This window comes from Flavitalea flava, assembly GCF_054461575.1.
On record NZ_JBTLQH010000014.1, the window covers coordinates 121701 to 137672 of the forward strand.

The 15972-nt window shown below is 45.5% G+C and carries 14 protein-coding genes; 9 read left to right on the forward strand and 5 right to left on the reverse strand.

All coding sequences use genetic code 11. The features are described 5' to 3' along the window. The first annotated feature begins 333 nt into the window (after positions 1–333). On the forward strand, positions 334–2727 hold the full coding sequence (locus tag ACX0G9_RS14820) for an alpha-ketoacid dehydrogenase subunit alpha/beta (protein ID WP_459065703.1): 2394 nt from the start codon (positions 334–336) through the stop codon (positions 2725–2727). A 45-nt stretch (positions 2728–2772) separates the two neighbouring features. Here the strand turns inward: ACX0G9_RS14820 and ACX0G9_RS14825 are convergent, their stop codons facing one another. From ACX0G9_RS14825 to ACX0G9_RS14835, 3 genes are all read right to left on the reverse strand, one after another. Continuing rightward, positions 2773–3177: a thiol-disulfide oxidoreductase DCC family protein gene (locus tag ACX0G9_RS14825; RefSeq protein ID WP_459065704.1), complete on the reverse strand. Its 405-nt coding sequence runs from the start codon at positions 3175–3177 to the stop codon at positions 2773–2775. Further along, on the reverse strand, positions 3177–3899 hold the full coding sequence (locus tag ACX0G9_RS14830) for a YebC/PmpR family DNA-binding transcriptional regulator (RefSeq protein ID WP_459065705.1): 723 nt from the start codon (positions 3897–3899) through the stop codon (positions 3177–3179). Before ACX0G9_RS14830 ends, ACX0G9_RS14825 begins: the two co-directional genes overlap by 1 nt. A 211-nt stretch (positions 3900–4110) precedes the next feature. After that, a complete protein-coding gene (locus tag ACX0G9_RS14835) occupies positions 4111–5595 on the reverse strand; it encodes an amino acid permease (protein ID WP_459065706.1) in 1485 nt (494 codons plus the stop codon). Between the two features lie 207 nt (positions 5596–5802). Here ACX0G9_RS14835 and ACX0G9_RS14840 point away from each other — a divergent pair, with 207 nt between their 5' ends. From ACX0G9_RS14840 to ACX0G9_RS14855, 4 genes are read left to right on the forward strand one after another with little or no spacing between them, the layout of a single operon-like run. Next, on the forward strand, positions 5803–7050 hold the full coding sequence (locus tag ACX0G9_RS14840; protein WP_459065707.1) for a dicarboxylate/amino acid:cation symporter: 1248 nt from the start codon (positions 5803–5805) through the stop codon (positions 7048–7050). A 45-nt stretch (positions 7051–7095) separates the two neighbouring features. Then, the gene (locus ACX0G9_RS14845; RefSeq protein ID WP_459065708.1) at positions 7096–7770 is read left to right on the forward strand and encodes a DedA family protein; all 675 of its coding nucleotides are present in this window, start codon (positions 7096–7098) and stop codon (positions 7768–7770) included. A gap of 48 nt (positions 7771–7818) precedes the next feature. Next, positions 7819–9063: an MFS transporter gene (locus tag ACX0G9_RS14850; RefSeq protein WP_459065709.1), complete on the forward strand. Its 1245-nt coding sequence runs from the start codon at positions 7819–7821 to the stop codon at positions 9061–9063. A gap of 30 nt (positions 9064–9093) precedes the next feature. Next, complete coding sequence (locus tag ACX0G9_RS14855) at positions 9094–10146, forward strand: glycosyltransferase family 9 protein (RefSeq protein ID WP_459065710.1); 1053 nt, start codon at positions 9094–9096, stop codon at positions 10144–10146. A gap of 40 nt (positions 10147–10186) precedes the next feature. Here ACX0G9_RS14855 and ACX0G9_RS14860 read toward each other — a convergent pair whose 3' ends face one another. Together ACX0G9_RS14860 and ACX0G9_RS14865 are read right to left on the reverse strand one after the other, a co-directional pair. Then, the gene (locus ACX0G9_RS14860; protein ID WP_459065711.1) at positions 10187–11116 is read right to left on the reverse strand and encodes a malate dehydrogenase; all 930 of its coding nucleotides are present in this window, start codon (positions 11114–11116) and stop codon (positions 10187–10189) included. Positions 11117–11175: 59 nt separating this feature from the next. After that, positions 11176–11754: a TlpA family protein disulfide reductase gene (locus tag ACX0G9_RS14865; RefSeq protein ID WP_459065712.1), complete on the reverse strand. Its 579-nt coding sequence runs from the start codon at positions 11752–11754 to the stop codon at positions 11176–11178. Between the two features lie 195 nt (positions 11755–11949). On the opposite strand from ACX0G9_RS14865, the gene ACX0G9_RS14870 reads away from it, so the two are divergent. From ACX0G9_RS14870 to efp, 4 genes are all read left to right on the forward strand, one after another. Continuing rightward, positions 11950–12318 carry a BlaI/MecI/CopY family transcriptional regulator gene (locus ACX0G9_RS14870; protein ID WP_459065713.1) on the forward strand — a complete coding sequence of 123 codons (369 nt, stop codon included), beginning with the start codon at positions 11950–11952 and terminating at the stop codon, positions 12316–12318. Positions 12319–12326: 8 nt separating this feature from the next. Further along, positions 12327–13769 (forward strand): M56 family metallopeptidase, encoded by a 1443-nt coding sequence (locus tag ACX0G9_RS14875; protein WP_459065714.1) that lies wholly within the window; start codon positions 12327–12329, stop codon positions 13767–13769. An 86-nt stretch (positions 13770–13855) separates the two neighbouring features. Beyond that, positions 13856–14863, forward strand: a complete 1008-nt coding sequence (locus tag ACX0G9_RS14880) for a redoxin domain-containing protein (protein WP_459065715.1) — start codon at positions 13856–13858, stop codon at positions 14861–14863. Positions 14864–15014: 151 nt separating this feature from the next. Further along, a complete protein-coding gene (gene efp, locus ACX0G9_RS14885) occupies positions 15015–15578 on the forward strand; it encodes an elongation factor P (RefSeq protein WP_459065716.1) in 564 nt (187 codons plus the stop codon). Positions 15579–15972 lie beyond the last annotated feature (394 nt).

Genomic DNA, 15972 nt, shown 5'->3' on the forward strand with positions numbered 1-15972 from the left:
TTGGGTATTTTATTTTTTTACTATAAGCGGAAACATGGACCGCTGGCCGGAAAGGCCCGGAAAAGAAGTTTTTTTGCCGAAAGGCAAAAAACCGGGCGGAACCCGGTTCGTGAGCTCAGCCCTAAGGCTGAAGCTCACAATTATTATGAGGAAACGGGAAAAGATTATATTTTAAAGACATTCTTTTCCCATATTCCTAATTGAAGAGATTTTGAGAGATTTTGGGACGAAATAGCGGGCCGGACGGACGAAATAATAGGATAGGTGGCGGACGGTTAGTAAGATATTCCTAATTTTGATGTTTGGTTTTGTTTTGCCTTTCAAATTTACCGTATGGAAAATCTAGCTCCTGATGAAGTCATTGACCTGGAAAAATTATCCTTTGACCGGTTTCGGGAAGAGGTATTGAAGGATTACCGGAATGCTTGTGAAAGCCGGGAAGCCAGCCTTTTGGGGCGTAAGGAGGTATTGACCGGCAAAGCCAAATTCGGCATATTCGGTGATGGTAAGGAAGTTCCCCAGGTAGCCATGGCCAAATTTTTCAAACCCGGAGATTTTTATGCCGGTTATTACCGGGACCAGACTTTCGCCTTTGCTTCCGGGGCTGCTACCATAGAGGAGTTTTTTTCCCAATTATATGCAGATCCGGATATCAATAATGACCCGCATAGTGCAGGCAGGCAGATGAATTCACATTTTGCCACAGCTTTTGTCGATACGGACGGTGAGCCCCTGGACCTGGTGAACAGAAAAAATCTTACTGCCGGATTGGCGCCCACTGCAGCTCAGATGCCGAAAGCCTTAGGGCTGGCCTACGCTTCCAAGGCTTTCCGGGAGGTAGACGTACTTAAATCTTTCGATCAGTTATCCAATAATGGTAATGAGGTTTGTTTTTGTACGATAGGCGATGCTTCCACCAGTGAAGGCCATTTCTGGGAAACCCTGAATGCCGCAGGCGTACTGCAGGTGCCCCTGGCGATCTTTGTATGGGACGACGGATATGGAATTTCCGTGCCCCGTAAGTACCAGACTACCAAAGGATCCATTTCCGAGGCATTAAAAGGCTTCCAGAAAAAAGAAGGCACGAATGGCATCGAGATCTATAAGGTAAAGGCCTGGGATTATGCAGGGATGTGCGAAACATTCGAAGCCGGTATCCGGGCCGCCCGCCAGACCCATACCCCGGTGCTGTTCCATGTCGAAGAAGTAACCCAGCCGCAGGGCCATTCTACTTCAGGTAGTCATGAACGGTACAAAACACCCGAGCGGCTGGAATGGGAAAGGGAGTGGGACGGGATCAAAAAAATGAAAGAATGGATCGTTGATAATGCGTTGGCATCCGACGATGAATTGAACGATATTGAGATCGAGGCCAAAGAACATATCCGTAATGCCCGCAATCTTGCCTGGGAAAAATACCAGGCCCCGATCAAACGGCAGGTAGCCCGTTCAGTCGATCTGATCCGGGAAATGAGCAACCATCTGCCGGATCAAATGGAGGAATTACAGAAGCTTGCTTCAGAACTGGCCGCCACCCGGGAGCCGGGACGCAAGGAAGTGCTTCGTACCCTTCATCAGGCGCTAAGTTTAGCACGTGATAGTTACTCTGCAGAAAATACAAAGGATTATTACCAGGATCTGAAAAAAGAAAACGCCTCTCTTTATAATACACATTTATATCATGAGGGTGCAAAAAATATTTTGCAGGTGGCCGAGGTTAAAGCTGATTATGCTGAGGATGCCCCGATGATCAATGGATATGAAATCCTGAATAAGTATTTTGACGAGCTTTTTACGCATAACCCCAAGGTGCTGGCATTCGGTGAGGATCTTGGTCTGATCGGGGATGTCAACCAGGGATTCGCCGGTCTTCAGGCCAAACATGGGGCCAGCCGTATATTCGATACAGGCATCCGGGAACTGACCATCATGGGGCAGGGGATCGGGATGGCTTTCCGTGGTTTGCGCCCGATCGCTGAAATTCAATACCTGGATTATTTATTATACGGACTGGAACCCCTGAGCGATGACCTGGCGTCCCTTCAATACCGTACTGCCGGTAAACAAACAGCGCCCCTGATCGTGCGTACCCGCGGACACCGCCTGGAAGGGATCTGGCATAGCGGATCGCCAATGGGTATGATTATCAATTCCCTCCGGGGGCTTCACGTATGCGTTCCACGCAATATGGTCCAGGCCGCCGGCATGTACAATACTTTATTACGGGGAGCTGATCCGGCGCTTATGATCGAGTGCCTGAATGGGTATCGTCTTAAGGAAAGATTGCCCTCCAATCTCCTTGATTTTTTTGTGCCGCTTGGTGTTCCCGAAGTGATAAAAGAAGGTGAGGACATAACGATCGTTTCCTATGGGGCTACCTTACGGATCGTACAGGAGGCTGCCCAGACTCTGGAACAGGAAAATGTCAGCTGTGAGGTTATAGACGTACAGACTTTACTTCCTTTCGATATCCATCACGGTATTCTGGAATCGTTGAAAAAGACCAGCCGCATTCTTTTCGTGGACGAGGATGTTCCCGGTGGTGCTGCCGGTTATATGTTCAATAAGGTCATGGAAGAACACGGAGGGTATAAATGGCTGGACACAGCGCCAAGGACCCTTACTGCGAAGGCTCACAGGCCGGCTTATGCCAGCGACGGAGACTATTTCAGCAAACCTAATGCGGAACAGATCATCGATACAGTCAGGGCAATGATGGCGGAGTAGTACCTTCCAGCCACCTGGTGTGGGAGTAAATAAATTGGCCGGGGGTTACAAAAACCTGTCTTTCCATTCAGGTTTAGGCAGAAGGCAACTTTCCTGTTTGCCGAACCACCGGTACCGGTTGCGGGAAACCCAATTATAGATTCCATCCCGGATGAAGGCAGGAATGATCCTGAGAGAGTAAAATAGGGACCAACCGCCTCCAAGGTGTTCCAACACGCGCAACGCCGCTAAAGAACGGGTGTACACCTTTTCGTTTTCAATTAAAATGAAGGAATTAAGATGACTGGGGGGTAATCCGAATTTTTGCAGGATGGCCTGGCCTGCATCGCTTTGCAGGGAAGCAAACCGGAAACGCCCAGATTTGTCCCTTTTCAGTATAAATTGTACACTGCCATTGCAGAGATTGCAAACCCCGTCGAACAAGATGGTCATTGACGGGAGAGTATCCATTATTTCAAATTGTGAAAGACTTTTTGCACGTCTTCATCCTGCTCCAGTTTGTCCACCAGCTTCAAAACTTCCAGGGCCTGTTCTTCCGAAAGCTCAACGGTTGTGTTCGGGATCCATTCCAGCTCTACGCTGATGGGCGTAATTCCTTTTTCTTCCAGTGCTTTCTGCATATTCCCAAAATCACCGAATGCAGACCGAAGGACCAGGATCGGCTCTCCATTCTCCCCTTTTCCTTCTCCCATTTCCTCCAGGCCAAAATCGATCAGTTCCAATTCCATGTCATCCACGCTCAGGCCTTCAGGATTTAAATTGAATACTCCTAATTTGGTAAACTGGAAGCTTACACTGCCGCTGTTTCCTAAGGTACCTCCGCCTTTATTGAAATGCGATTTTACATTCGCCACGGTTCGTACATGATTGTCGGTAGCAGTTTCTACCAGGATAGCCACGCCATGCGGTCCATAACCTTCATAGAGGATCTCCTCATAATTGGTCATGTCCTTGCCCATTGCTCTTTTGATGGCCGCTTCCACCCTGTCCTTAGGCATGTTCACACTCTTGGCATTCTGAAAACAACGACGCAAAGCAGGATTGGTGGCAGTATCCGGTCCGCCCGCCTTTACGGCAATGGCAATTTCCTTCCCGATGCGGGTGAATTGTTTGGCCATTCTGTCCCAGCGGGCAAACATCGTGTGCTTCCGTACTTCAAATATGCGACCCATATGATTCGTTTATCTCTTTTAAGAATATTGCATTATGAACACCAATAATAGCTTTTGAACGGTCTATGATTGCTTTTATCAGGGGAACAAATGTAGCGCAAGTCGTCTTTGTAACAAAACAAAAGCGGCCGCCTCAGTGGAAAATTTACCGGGGCGGCCGCTTTTCAGGAAGAATATCCGGCAAAAATGGCCGGGTACGCTGAATGACTTATTATGATTTGAGCTTGCTGTTCTTCTTACTGTAACCGAAATACACCAACAGGCCTACGATCATCCAGATAAATGCACTTAGTAAAGTGGTATTATCGAGTGAAATGATCATGGCGGAACAGACGAGTATACCTAAAATAGGAACCAGCGGAACCAGGGGCGTCCTGAATGGACGAGGCCGACCCGGATCATTGCGCCGCAGGATCCATATCCCCACACAGACCAGTACAAAGGCGAACAGGGTGCCGATGCTTGTCAGATTACCGGCCACGCTGCCCGGTATAAAAGCGGCAAACAGGCCTACGAAAACGAAGAGGATCATATTCGACTTGTAGGGGGTACGAAATTTGGGGTGCAGGTCACAGAAGACCTTGGGCAGGAGGCCATCGGAGGCCATTGTATAAAAAACACGGCTCTGGCCAAGGAGCATCACCAGGATCACAGAAGAGAATCCTGCCAGGATGGCAATGCCGACCAGTTTGGACAGCCAGCCATAGCCATGCATATAAGTTTCGATTGCATAAGAAACAGAAGCTTCCTTACCTGCTTTGATGAAGTCGGTATATGGAGCAACACCGGTCAGAACCCAGGAAAAAAGAATATACAGGATCGTACAGATGATCAGGGATCCCAATATGCCGATGGGCATATCTTTACTGGGATTCTTCGCCTCCTGAGCGGCCGTGGACACCGCATCGAAGCCGATAAAGGCAAAAAATACAACTCCCGCTCCCGTCATTACTCCCCCCCAGCCATGTCTGAAAAAGTTGGTATAACTGTAAAAGGAACCATCCCTGAGCAACGCCGGCGGTGCATCTGCAGGGATAAGATAAGGATGATGATTGGCCGGGTTGATAAAATGCCAGCCCACTGCAATAAACACCAGGACGATCGCCACTTTGATAAATACGATGACGGCATTGACAGAGGCAGATTCCTGTGTCCCTTTTATCAGCAGCAGGGACAATAAGAATAGTATGAACAGGGCCGGAGCGTTAATGATGCCGTGATGCATCACATTATTGGCATCCAGGATCTGTTCGAAGGGGGAATGGCACCATTCAAAGGGTATCGCCCCCCCCAGCAAATTATTGAGATATTCACTCCAGGATATGGATACAGTTGCGGCGCCCAGGGCATATTCCAGGATCAGGGCCCAGCCGATCACCCAGGCTATCAATTCTCCCATCGTGGCATAAGCGTATGTATAGGCGCTGCCTGCAATAGGGATCATGGAGGCGAATTCCGCATAACAAAGTCCTGCAAAGGCGCAACCAACTGCAGCTATGATAAAGGAAAGGGTCACGGCAGGTCCTGCGTGCTCGCCAGCTGCCATAGCGGTCCTTACGAACAGCCCGGCGCCGATAATGGCACCAATGCCCAGGGCGATCAAACTCCCGGCGCCCAGGGTTCTTTTCAGGCCTTTTTCCGAATCCCCCGCTTGCAGCATTAGGGAATCCATGGATTTCTTTCTGAATAGACTCATAAAGTGATCAAATTGAAAATTGATTAATAGTTAGTTGTTTTTAAGCAATAAATTAGGGTTAATTTATTATTAAGGTCGTAAAATAAACAAATATTCAATACTCAATACAATTCTTTTGTAGTCAGGGGAATAATGGCACTAAAGTTTTGCCAAGTCAATATTTTTCGGGTTTTTTACAGGATTATTCCTGATTATTACCTGGCGTTTATGAAAAAAATCGGTCTTACGGGTTGGATATTAATTGCTATGATGGCCGGTGTGGTCATCGGATTACTGGTTCATTACAATGCCAGTCCTCCAACAATCGTAAGTTTCTCCGGAGGAATTTCCGTCATAACTGATGTATTCCTGCGGTTGATCAAAATGATCATCGCTCCGCTGGTTTTTTCCACCCTCGTCGTTGGGATTGCCAAATTGGGTGATGTCAAAGCTGTTGGAAGGATAGGAGGGAAAACCCTGCTTTGGTTCATGGGCGCCTCCTTGTTGTCCCTGATCCTTGGCCTGGTCCTTATGAACGCCTTGCAATTAGGGACATCATTGAATCTTCCGCTGCCTCCTTCCGGGGCCAAAACGGGCCTGGAACAATCCAATCTTTCCTTTTCAAATTTTATAACCCATGTTTTCCCGAAGAGTATCTTCGAGGCGATGGCTAATAATGAGATCCTACAGATCGTCATATTTGCCATCTTTTTTGGCATTGCCACGGCTTCAATAGGAGAACAGGGTAAGATCGTTATAAAAGGACTCGATGCGGTGGCGCATGTCATCCTGAAGGTAACGGGGTATGTGATGTACTTTGCTCCACTTGCCGCCCTTGCCGCTATTGCCTCGGTATTGGCCCAGAAAGGACCGGAGTTATTATTTACCTATGGCAAATTTATTCTGAGTTTTTATCTGAGTATTCTTGGTCTGTGGTTGATATTACTGCTTATCGCCTCTATATTTGTAGGTAGGAGGGTCATTAGCCTGGCCATTTGTGTTAAGGATATGATCTTACTGGCTTTTAGCACGGCCAGTTCCGAGGCTGCATTTCCCAATCTGATCGTCGAACTGGAAAAATTCGGTTGTCCGCCGAAGATTGTCAGTTTCGTATTACCGCTGGGTTATTCATTTAACCTGGATGGCAGCATGCTCTATATGACCTTTGCTTCTCTTTTTATTGCACAGGCATACGGTATACCGCTGACTATGGGGCAGGAAGTATCCATGCTCCTGGTATTAATGCTGACCAGTAAGGGGATCGCCGGTGTTCCAAGGGCTTCTTTGGTAGTGATCGCAGGCACTTTGTCCCTTTTTAATATACCCCAGGAAGGATTACTCCTGTTGCTGGGAATCGACCAGGTGCTGGATATGGCCAGGAGCGCCACAAATGTATTAGGTAACAGTATTGCGGCAGTCGTAGTTAGCCATTGGGAAGGGGAGCTGGCACCCCGGGCTGTTGAAGGGAATATATAAGTGGTTGAGGGAAATATATAAGTATAAAAGTTATAGCTAAATAATATGATTGAATTATTAACGATTACCTGGAAAGATCTGCTGAACCCCGAGTTCTATATTAATAATGGCGGTTTATGGATGTTGTTGTTCATAGTGTTTGCAGAGACCGGTCTGATGATCGGATTTTTTTTGCCAGGAGACAGCCTTTTATTCGTTGCAGGCATTTTCAGCGAGAAATTAATCGGGAGCCTTCTGCCGGGTGGAACGGGAAGCGATTTCCTGGATCTGCTTATCCTATTTATATTGGTCTCGGTTTGTGGGATAATTGGCAATACCCTTGGATATTGGTTTGGACGGAAAAGCGGCCCTTTTCTTTTTCACCGGAAGGATAGTTTTCTGTTCAAGAAAAAATATTTGTTTCAGGCCAAAGAATTTTATGACAAACACGGTGGGCAGGCAATCGTTTTTGCCCGTTTTCTGCCTATCATAAGAACCTTTGCTCCTATTGTCGGCGGGATTGTAGGGATGGACAAAAAGAAATTCACCTATTATAATATCATAGGCTGTCTGGCCTGGGTTTTTACCATGTTGTTTGCAGGTCATTATCTGGCTAAGTTCTTTATGGTCAAATTCGGATTCGATCTAAAGAAACATCTGGAAGTGATCGTGATCGGAATTGTGCTGATAACCACGCTGCCGGTAATTTACAAGCTGTTTTTCGGAAAGAAAAAGCATTAAACTTAAAGAGCACCCTTCCCTAAAACCCAATAAAATCATTAGACAGGTATGGAGCAGAAAAATCATTCGGTTTTTAATCTGGCCGTTATAGTCGGTGCCTTAGGTTATTTTGTGGATGTATATGATCTGTTACTTTTCAGTATAATCCGTATTCCTTCTTTAAAAACAATGGGATTAAACGCAGAGCAGGTTGCCAGGGAAGGTTTGCACATCATCAATATTCAGATGCTTGGACTGCTGATAGGTGGTATTATCTGGGGAGTCCTCGGAGATAAAAAAGGCAGGTTGAAGGTCTTATTCGCTTCTATCATCCTTTATTCCCTCGGAAGCATAGCCAACGGCTTCGTGCATACGACAGGCCAATATGCCCTTGTGCGTTTTATCACGGGTCTTGGACTGGCCGGTGAGCTTGGGGCGGGGATCACCCTGGTCAGCGAGCTATTACCAAAGGAAAAAAGGGGAATAGCGACTTCCCTGGTGGCAGGAATAGGGTTGAGCGGAGCCGTATTTGGCTATTTTATCCGGGTGCAATTTGTCGGAGCCGACGGAGAAGGCTGGCGCACCTGTTATTTTATCGGCGGCGGCCTGGGTTTTCTTTTATTGTTCCTCCGGGTAGGTGTACTGGAATCCGGAATGTTCAAAAATATCGAGCAAAGCGACAAGGTCAAAAAGGGTGATTTTTTTATGCTTTTCACGAATGGACGGCGATTGAAAAAATACCTGACTGCTATTCTGATCGCTTTGCCGAATTGGTATGTGATCGGGATCCTGATCACTTTTTCCAAGGAGTTCGCCATAAAGATGAATATACAGGGAGCCGTCGATCCGGGCAGGGCGATTATGTTTGCCTATGCTGCCATATCCATCGGGGATATTGCCATCGGGTTTATCAGTCAATGGATGAAAAGCCGCAAAAAAGCCCTTTGGCTTTTCCATATCATTACCGTTCTGGCCGTTATCGCCTACTTTAACTTACAGGGGCAGAACTCCAATATGGTCTACCTCGTCTGTGTGTTCCTTGGTTTTGGTACCGGATTCTGGGCGATCTTTGTCACGATGGCTGCCGAACAGTTCGGAACGAATATCCGGGCTACCGTCGCGACCACCGTTCCGAATATGGCCAGAGGATCTTTGAACCTGGTCTCTCTGTTATTCGTTTATCTGCAAGGCACTACCGGTGATTATGTAAAAAGCGGATGGATCACAGGCATCGTGGTATTTACTATTGCATTTATTGCATTGAAATTGACCGAAGAGACTTTTGGGAAGGATCTGGATTATATCGAGCAATAACAATAGGAATATTAATCGCATTTTTGCTCCATGAAATTTCTCATTATACGTTTCAGTTCCATCGGGGATATTGTACTGACGACGCCCGTAATCCGGTGTCTGAAGAAACAAGTGGCCACGGCAGAGATCCATTTTCTGACCAAATCCTCCTTTTCTCCGATCCTGTCGGCTAATCCGTATATCGATAAACTACATTATCTTAAGGATGACCTTGAAGGCTTGATGGACGAATTGCGAAGGGAGGATTTTGATTACGTGATCGATCTCCACCATAATCTGAGAACCCTGAAAGTAAAAAGGGCGCTGGGAAAAAAAACATTTTCCTTTTCAAAACTGAATATAGAAAAATGGTGGTACACGACCTTTAAATGGAACAGGATGCCTGACCGGCATATCGTAGACCGGTATCTGGATACGGTCAGAGAATTTGGCGTAAAAAACGATGGTTCAGGCCTGGATTATTTTATACCCGCCAAGGACGAAATAAAAATGTCCGATATCCCTACTTCGCATCAGGCAGGGTATGTGGGTTTGGTGATTGGCGCCGCATTGGCCACTAAAAAATTGCCGCTGCATAAATTGACCGAACTTTGCGCTTCTATTCAGCATCCCATTATTCTTCTAGGGGGACCGGAAGATGCAACTATTGCCGGACAACTGGCAGCCATCGACCCGTTCAAAATATACAATGCCTGTGGCAGGTTCAATCTGAATGAATCGGCCGACCTGGTCAAAAAAGCAAAATTGATCGTAACACATGACACCGGCCTTATGCATATTGCCGCTGCTTTTAAACGTCCTGTTATTTCCATCTGGGGCAATACTGTACCGGAGTTCGGGATGACCCCTTATTATGGAGAGAACTATGCCCGTAAATATGCGCAACTGCCGGCTGCAGCGGAAAAGAAGGCGTCCAATCTGCCTTTTGACCTGGTAGAGATAAAAGGATTGAGCTGCCGGCCCTGCTCCAAGATCGGTTATAAGAAATGCCCCAAAGGACATTTTAAATGTATGGAAATGATCCGGATGGATAGTTTGGTGGATAATATATATGTCCGTTTGGGCAAAAAGAAAGAGGGATGAACCATCCCGGTTCATCCCTCTGACAAAATTTTGAAGGTGCTTATAAAGTCTTCAACACATCATTCATGCTGCGTACGGCTTCAGCACTTTTGTTGAACAGGGCCTGTTCTTCGCCGTTCAGGCCAAAATCCAGGATCTTTTCCCAGCCGTTGCGGCCAATGATTACGGGTACGCCCAGACAGATATCTTTTTGCCCGTATTCGCCGTTCAACGATACGCAGCAGGTGAATAATTTTTTCTCATCCCGTAAAATACTTGCTACCAGGGCAGCTCCGGCAGCTCCGGGAGCATACCAGGCCGAAGTTCCGATCAGTTTGGTCAGGGTAGCGCCACCAACCATGGTATCTGCTACGATCTGCTTCTGCTGGTCTTCGCTCAGAAATTTTGTTACCGGGGCACTGTTCCAGGTAGCCAAACGGATCAGCGGGATCATCGTGGTGTCACCATGACCACCCACGACTACGGCATTCAGATCGGCCGGACTTGCTCCCAGGTGCTGGCTTAACTGGTATTTGAATCTGGCACTATCGAGGGTCCCGCCCATTCCAATGATACGGTTCTTTGGCAAACCCGTGGCTGTAAGGGCCAGATAGGTCATCGTATCCATCGGGTTGCTGATGATAATGATGATGGCATCGGGAGAATATTTTAAGATATTCTCTGCTACTCCTTTCACGATACCCGCATTGGTCCCGATCAGTTCTTCACGGGTCATACCGGGTTTGCGTGGCAGGCCTGAGGTTATTACTACCACATCACTTCCTGCGGTTTTGGAATAATCGTTGGTGCTTCCGGTGATCCGGGTGTCGAAGCCCAATAAAGCAGCAGTCTGCATCATGTCCTGGGCTTTTCCTTCGGCTAACCCTTCCTTGATATCCAGCAGGACCAATTCCTGCGTTAATGCCGCGCGGGCTATATTATCGGCACAGGTAGCACCTACAGCGCCAGCGCCTACAACCGTTACTTTCATCTGTTATTTTTTTAAAAAGTTAAATGATTAAATTAATTGGGCGGGGCAAAGATAAAGCATTATTTCTCTTGGTCTTTTTGTTTAAAAGCTGTTTTGAAGGCTTTCAAAACCGTATCTATCTTTTGAGTGCCCTCAAAAGTGGTGATCAGGTTGCCCTTTTTGTCATATAAAGCCAGATAGGGTAAATTACGTATCCTGTAAAAAGGGACCAGAAAAAATTTCTCGTCTCTTCCCAGTCTGAAGTTGGGATGTTCAAAAAGACGATAATGGGTATTGAACTCCTTTAATTCGCCGAATGGCTGGTAGGTAGCCATTACGATCTCGATGTCCTTGAATTTATTGTATACCGAAAGAATAGACTCCGTCTGATGTTTGCAATGATCGCAGTCCGGGCTGAAAAACATGACCAGGGTTGGCCGGTGTTTTTTCAGATCTTCTTTGGTCAGATAGGTAGTGCTGTCCAGTTTTAACAGATGGAAGGGGGGAATGGTAGGGAAGCGGAGATAAGGGGCCGAATCCGGTTGTTGTTGTGATTGGGCAGGGGCTTGCTGAGCGGGTATTTGTTGCGCCAGGGCCGGTAAAAAACTACAGGAAACGATTGCGAATACGGACAGAATAGCTTTTTTACACAGGTTCATAATTGTCTTTTTAAGGTGTTCAGGTATGCTCCGCATGTCACCTTTGAATTTTTCAATGATAAATAGTTGAGGATAAATCAAAACCAAAAATAGGCAGTTAACAGAATCCGGACGAAAAAAAATAGTTAACGTTAAAAGTAAGATTTTATTGGTTTATTACGAAATGTTCGTAGATTTACGAAAAGATCGTAGATTATGGAAAAATTAAGCAAACAAGAAGAGGAAGCCATGCAGGCTGTATGGAAAACCGGAGAAGGCAATGTAAAGCTCTTTCTGGAAAATATGGACGAGCCCCGGGCTCCCTATACCACGCTGGCCTCAACCATCAAGAACCTTGAAAAAAAAGGGTACCTGGGGAGCCGGCTTATCGGGAATTCCTATCTGTACAAAGCGCTGATAACCGAAGACGAGTATAAGAAAAAATTTATGAACGGTTTTGTGAAGGACTATTTTGATAATTCTTATAAAGATCTCGTGAATTTTTTCGTGGAAGAAAAAAAGCTGAGCGCCAGGGAACTGAAAGAGATTATTGAATTGATAGAACGATCGTCACCTCATAAATGATAAACTGCATGCCTGCTCCGATTCTATATTTCCTGAAATTATCGATTAGTTTGTCTCTCGTCTGGCTATTTTATCAGTTGTTCCTGCGAAGGCTTACTTTTTATAACTGGAACCGCTGGTTCCTGCTGGGATATTCTCTTTTATCCTTTTTTATTCCGCTCATTAATATAGGGCCAGTCATTGAAAAAAGTCCTTTTCATGGATTACCCATGATCCAATATTTACCGGTTTTCGAAAAAGGGGGAATTCCTGTTTCTTTATCTCTCAATGGGTTCTTCACACTCCGGCACTGGAATATTATAATAGCAACGCTCGCCCTGGGTTCCCTGGTCCTGCTGCTCAGACTGCTAACCCGTTGGGTGTCTCTGCGTAAGATCCGAAGCAGGGCCATACTGATCCGGCAGACGGATATGAGGATCTACCAGGTGAACGAACCGATCCTTCCTTTCTCTTTTGGTAATTCCATTTATATTAATCAAAAACAACATACGGAGGAAGAGTGGTCGACCATCATACTTCATGAATATGTGCATATCCGGCAGAAACACAGTGCTGATATTTTGCTCGCGGAATTGATTTGTATAGTCAACTGGTATAATCCTTTTGCCTGGCTGATCCGTTATTCCATCCGGCAAAACCTCGAATTCATCGCCGATCATAAGGTGGTTGAAAAAGGGCTGGATAGGAAGGGATATCAGTACCATCTATTAAAAGTAATCGGGGAATCCCGGTATAAGCTGGCTAATAATTTTAATTTTTCCTCACTCAAAAAACGTATTATCATGATGAACAGAATAAAAAGCACCAGGTTGCATCTGGTAAAATTCCTTTTTCTTTTTCCCCTGCTTGCCGTCCTTTTACTTGCCTTCCAGGATAGGTATGAGGGCAATGCTCCTTTCCCGAACCAAATCCTGCGTTCAGATACGCTACCTCAAAGTTCTGGCGCCAGGCCAAAGGACGCCGAACACCAGCGCGCTGAAAAGCAGCCCGCCGACCAGCATGGCGACGGAGGTCAGAATGACGAACTCCGGAGTGACGGACAAAAAGGGACTAAAACGCAAGGAAACAAAAACAAAAACTTATCCCTGACTGGAGTTGCTCTTCGTTCCGATACCCTCCGTCGGCTCTATATCGTCAATGGAGATCCAATGCCGGAAAACTGGTCTGCAACTTCTATTTCCGAAACAGATATGGAGTCTGTTGAGGTAGTCAAAGGCGACGAGGCCATCCGGCTATTTGGTGCAAAAGGCGCAAATGGGGTCATCGCCATCACGACAAAAGATAAAAATGTGATCCATATCGATGTAATAAATAAAGTTCAGATAAAAGAGAACAAGGACCAGATAAAAACGGATAAGAATCAGATAAAAGTGCTTGTCCTTAATAAAGATGAGAATAAAATCGGCATTAAGTCCGATACGCTCATTTTGTCGGATATAAAAAAAGAATAACCCCCGGGAAAATGTGAACTAAGCAGAAATCAAAACATAGTTTGGTAAGGAAAGTAAAATGTCCGGACGCCCCAAATTTTTTAAAAATGAATAGAATACTTTCTTTTTTGTTATTGACGTCTTACATTACGACTATTTCCTTTGCACCCATCCAAAATGGAAAATTTGAAATAATCGGCAACCTATCAGGGTTTAAAGACAGTGCTTACATAGGGTTGTATGACTTCTCAACAGAAGAGAATGTCTTTATGGATTCAGCCCAGGTCATTAACGGAAAATTTGTTTTTAAAGGTTCAATCAATAAAGATTATCAATCTGTCGGGCTAATGATTCAGGGGGACCTTAAGGTATTTTGGATGGAAAGCGGTGTCATTCATTTCAATGCCAAAAAAGGAGATTTCTATAGTGCTGTTATTACAGGTTCTTCCATGCAGGATGAAAGTAATCGGTTAGCGTCTATCCTGCGGGCAAATCCTAACCAGGATGAAAAAGAAAATATCGCCTACATAAAAAGTCATCCTAATTCCTTAATCAGTGGATCTACGTTGAAAGTATATTGTAGGAAATGGGGAAGGGACACAACAAGGCTTTTATATGACGGGTTTTCTGAAAAAGTGAAACAATCCGAATTTGGGAAAATTATTTACCAATATCTCTCATTGAATAAAAACATAAAAGTCGGTGATAAATTTACAGACTTCACCCTGCCTGACATTAACGGGAAAGATGTTTCCTTGTCGGACTATAGAAACAAATATGTTTTATTGGATTTTTGGGGTTCCTGGTGCCGGCCATGCCGGGAAGAAAACCCTGCTCTGGTAAAGATATACCATGAATTTAAAGATAAAGGTTTTGACATATTGGGCGTTTCCGGTGAAACGGATAGGAAATGGTGGCTCGATGCTGTCCATCGGGACAATATACCATGGGAAAATGTGAGTGATTTGAAGGGAAGGTATAACAAAGCCGCGTTGATTTATGGCATAGACTACTATCCTGCCAATTTTCTTATCGCCCCAAATGGAACAATTATTGGAAAGGATTTGAGGGGAGACGATTTACGGGACAAACTTTCTGTAATTCTACCCAAATAACACCATTATGTTAGAAATCAGGGGACTGGATTAGCCATTTCAGTAAGTATTTGCCAACTGCTGATTTTGACGTAGATTTGCCCCCGCCTTTGCCGGTTCCTGCCGGTTTCTGGCAAAAGAATCAAATTGCATATTTAAATCCTTTGGGTCTATGGCAAGTACATCAGATATCAGTCGTGGCATGATCATTAAATTGGAGGGTAGTTTATATACTATCATTGAATTCGGGGAGAATAAAACTGCCCGCGCTGCTGCAAAAGTTTGGGCTAAATTAAAGGGAGTCGATAATGCCCGTTCTATTGAAAAGACCTGGAACAGCGGGGATAGCATCCACCCTGTCCGCGTGGAAAGAAAGGCTTATCAATATCTTTATAAAGACGATACCGGTTACAGCTTTATGGATAGCGAGACCTTCGAACAGATCTCTGTAGAGGAGCGCCTGATCGATGCCCCGCAATTTTTGAAGGAAGCCCAGGATGTTTCCGTTCTGATCAATACGGAGACCGATCTTCCTATGAGCGTGGAATTGCCGGATAAGATCGTAGTATTGGTCACCTATTCCGAACCCGGAATGAAAGGAGATACGGCAACCCGTACCCTCAAACCTGCCAAGATCGAGACCGGAGCTACGGTAAACGTTCCTTTGTTCGTAAACGAAGGGGAAATGATCCGTATCAACACCAAGACGGGTGAATATGTAGAAAGGGTTAAATAAGAGTGGGTGAACCGGAGAGAAAATAGCCAAAACTCCCGGATCCCACTGATATATAATTATTTGTGAATGGACAAGGGCCTTCGTTCCCTTGTCCATTTTTTTTCCTCACATGGCTATTAGGGAATATAGCCATGTGAGGAAAAAAGCGCTTATAACGGGCCTTCGGCCAGTGAACTGTGGTTCACTTTGGTTTTCCTAAAATGGCTATTAGGAAATTTAGCCATTTTAGGAAAAAAGCGCTTATAATGGGCCTTCGGCCAGTGAACTGTGGTTCACTTTGGTTTTCCCAAATGGCTATTAGGGAATATAGCCATGTGAGGAAAAAAGCGCTTATAATGGGCCTTCGGCCAGTGAACTGTGGTTCACTTTGGTTTTCCCAAATGGCTATTAGGGA

Bases quoted from the DNA above. Each gene is read 5' to 3' on its own strand.
- ACX0G9_RS14820 (WP_459065703.1), top strand. From the start codon at position 334: ATGGAAAATCTAGCTCCTGATGAAGTCATTGACCTGGAAAAATTATCC.
- ACX0G9_RS14825 (WP_459065704.1), bottom strand. From the start codon at position 3,177: ATGGATACTCTCCCGTCAATGACCATCTTGTTCGACGGGGTTTGCAAT.
- ACX0G9_RS14830 (WP_459065705.1), bottom strand. From the start codon at position 3,899: ATGGGTCGCATATTTGAAGTACGGAAGCACACGATGTTTGCCCGCTGG.
- ACX0G9_RS14835 (WP_459065706.1), bottom strand. From the start codon at position 5,595: ATGAGTCTATTCAGAAAGAAATCCATGGATTCCCTAATGCTGCAAGCG.
- ACX0G9_RS14840 (WP_459065707.1), top strand. From the start codon at position 5,803: ATGAAAAAAATCGGTCTTACGGGTTGGATATTAATTGCTATGATGGCC.
- ACX0G9_RS14845 (WP_459065708.1), top strand. From the start codon at position 7,096: ATGATTGAATTATTAACGATTACCTGGAAAGATCTGCTGAACCCCGAG.
- ACX0G9_RS14850 (WP_459065709.1), top strand. From the start codon at position 7,819: ATGGAGCAGAAAAATCATTCGGTTTTTAATCTGGCCGTTATAGTCGGT.
- ACX0G9_RS14855 (WP_459065710.1), top strand. From the start codon at position 9,094: ATGAAATTTCTCATTATACGTTTCAGTTCCATCGGGGATATTGTACTG.
- ACX0G9_RS14860 (WP_459065711.1), bottom strand. From the start codon at position 11,116: ATGAAAGTAACGGTTGTAGGCGCTGGCGCTGTAGGTGCTACCTGTGCC.
- ACX0G9_RS14865 (WP_459065712.1), bottom strand. From the start codon at position 11,754: ATGAACCTGTGTAAAAAAGCTATTCTGTCCGTATTCGCAATCGTTTCC.
- ACX0G9_RS14870 (WP_459065713.1), top strand. From the start codon at position 11,950: ATGGAAAAATTAAGCAAACAAGAAGAGGAAGCCATGCAGGCTGTATGG.
- ACX0G9_RS14875 (WP_459065714.1), top strand. From the start codon at position 12,327: ATGCCTGCTCCGATTCTATATTTCCTGAAATTATCGATTAGTTTGTCT.
- ACX0G9_RS14880 (WP_459065715.1), top strand. From the start codon at position 13,856: ATGAATAGAATACTTTCTTTTTTGTTATTGACGTCTTACATTACGACT.
- efp (WP_459065716.1), top strand. From the start codon at position 15,015: ATGGCAAGTACATCAGATATCAGTCGTGGCATGATCATTAAATTGGAG.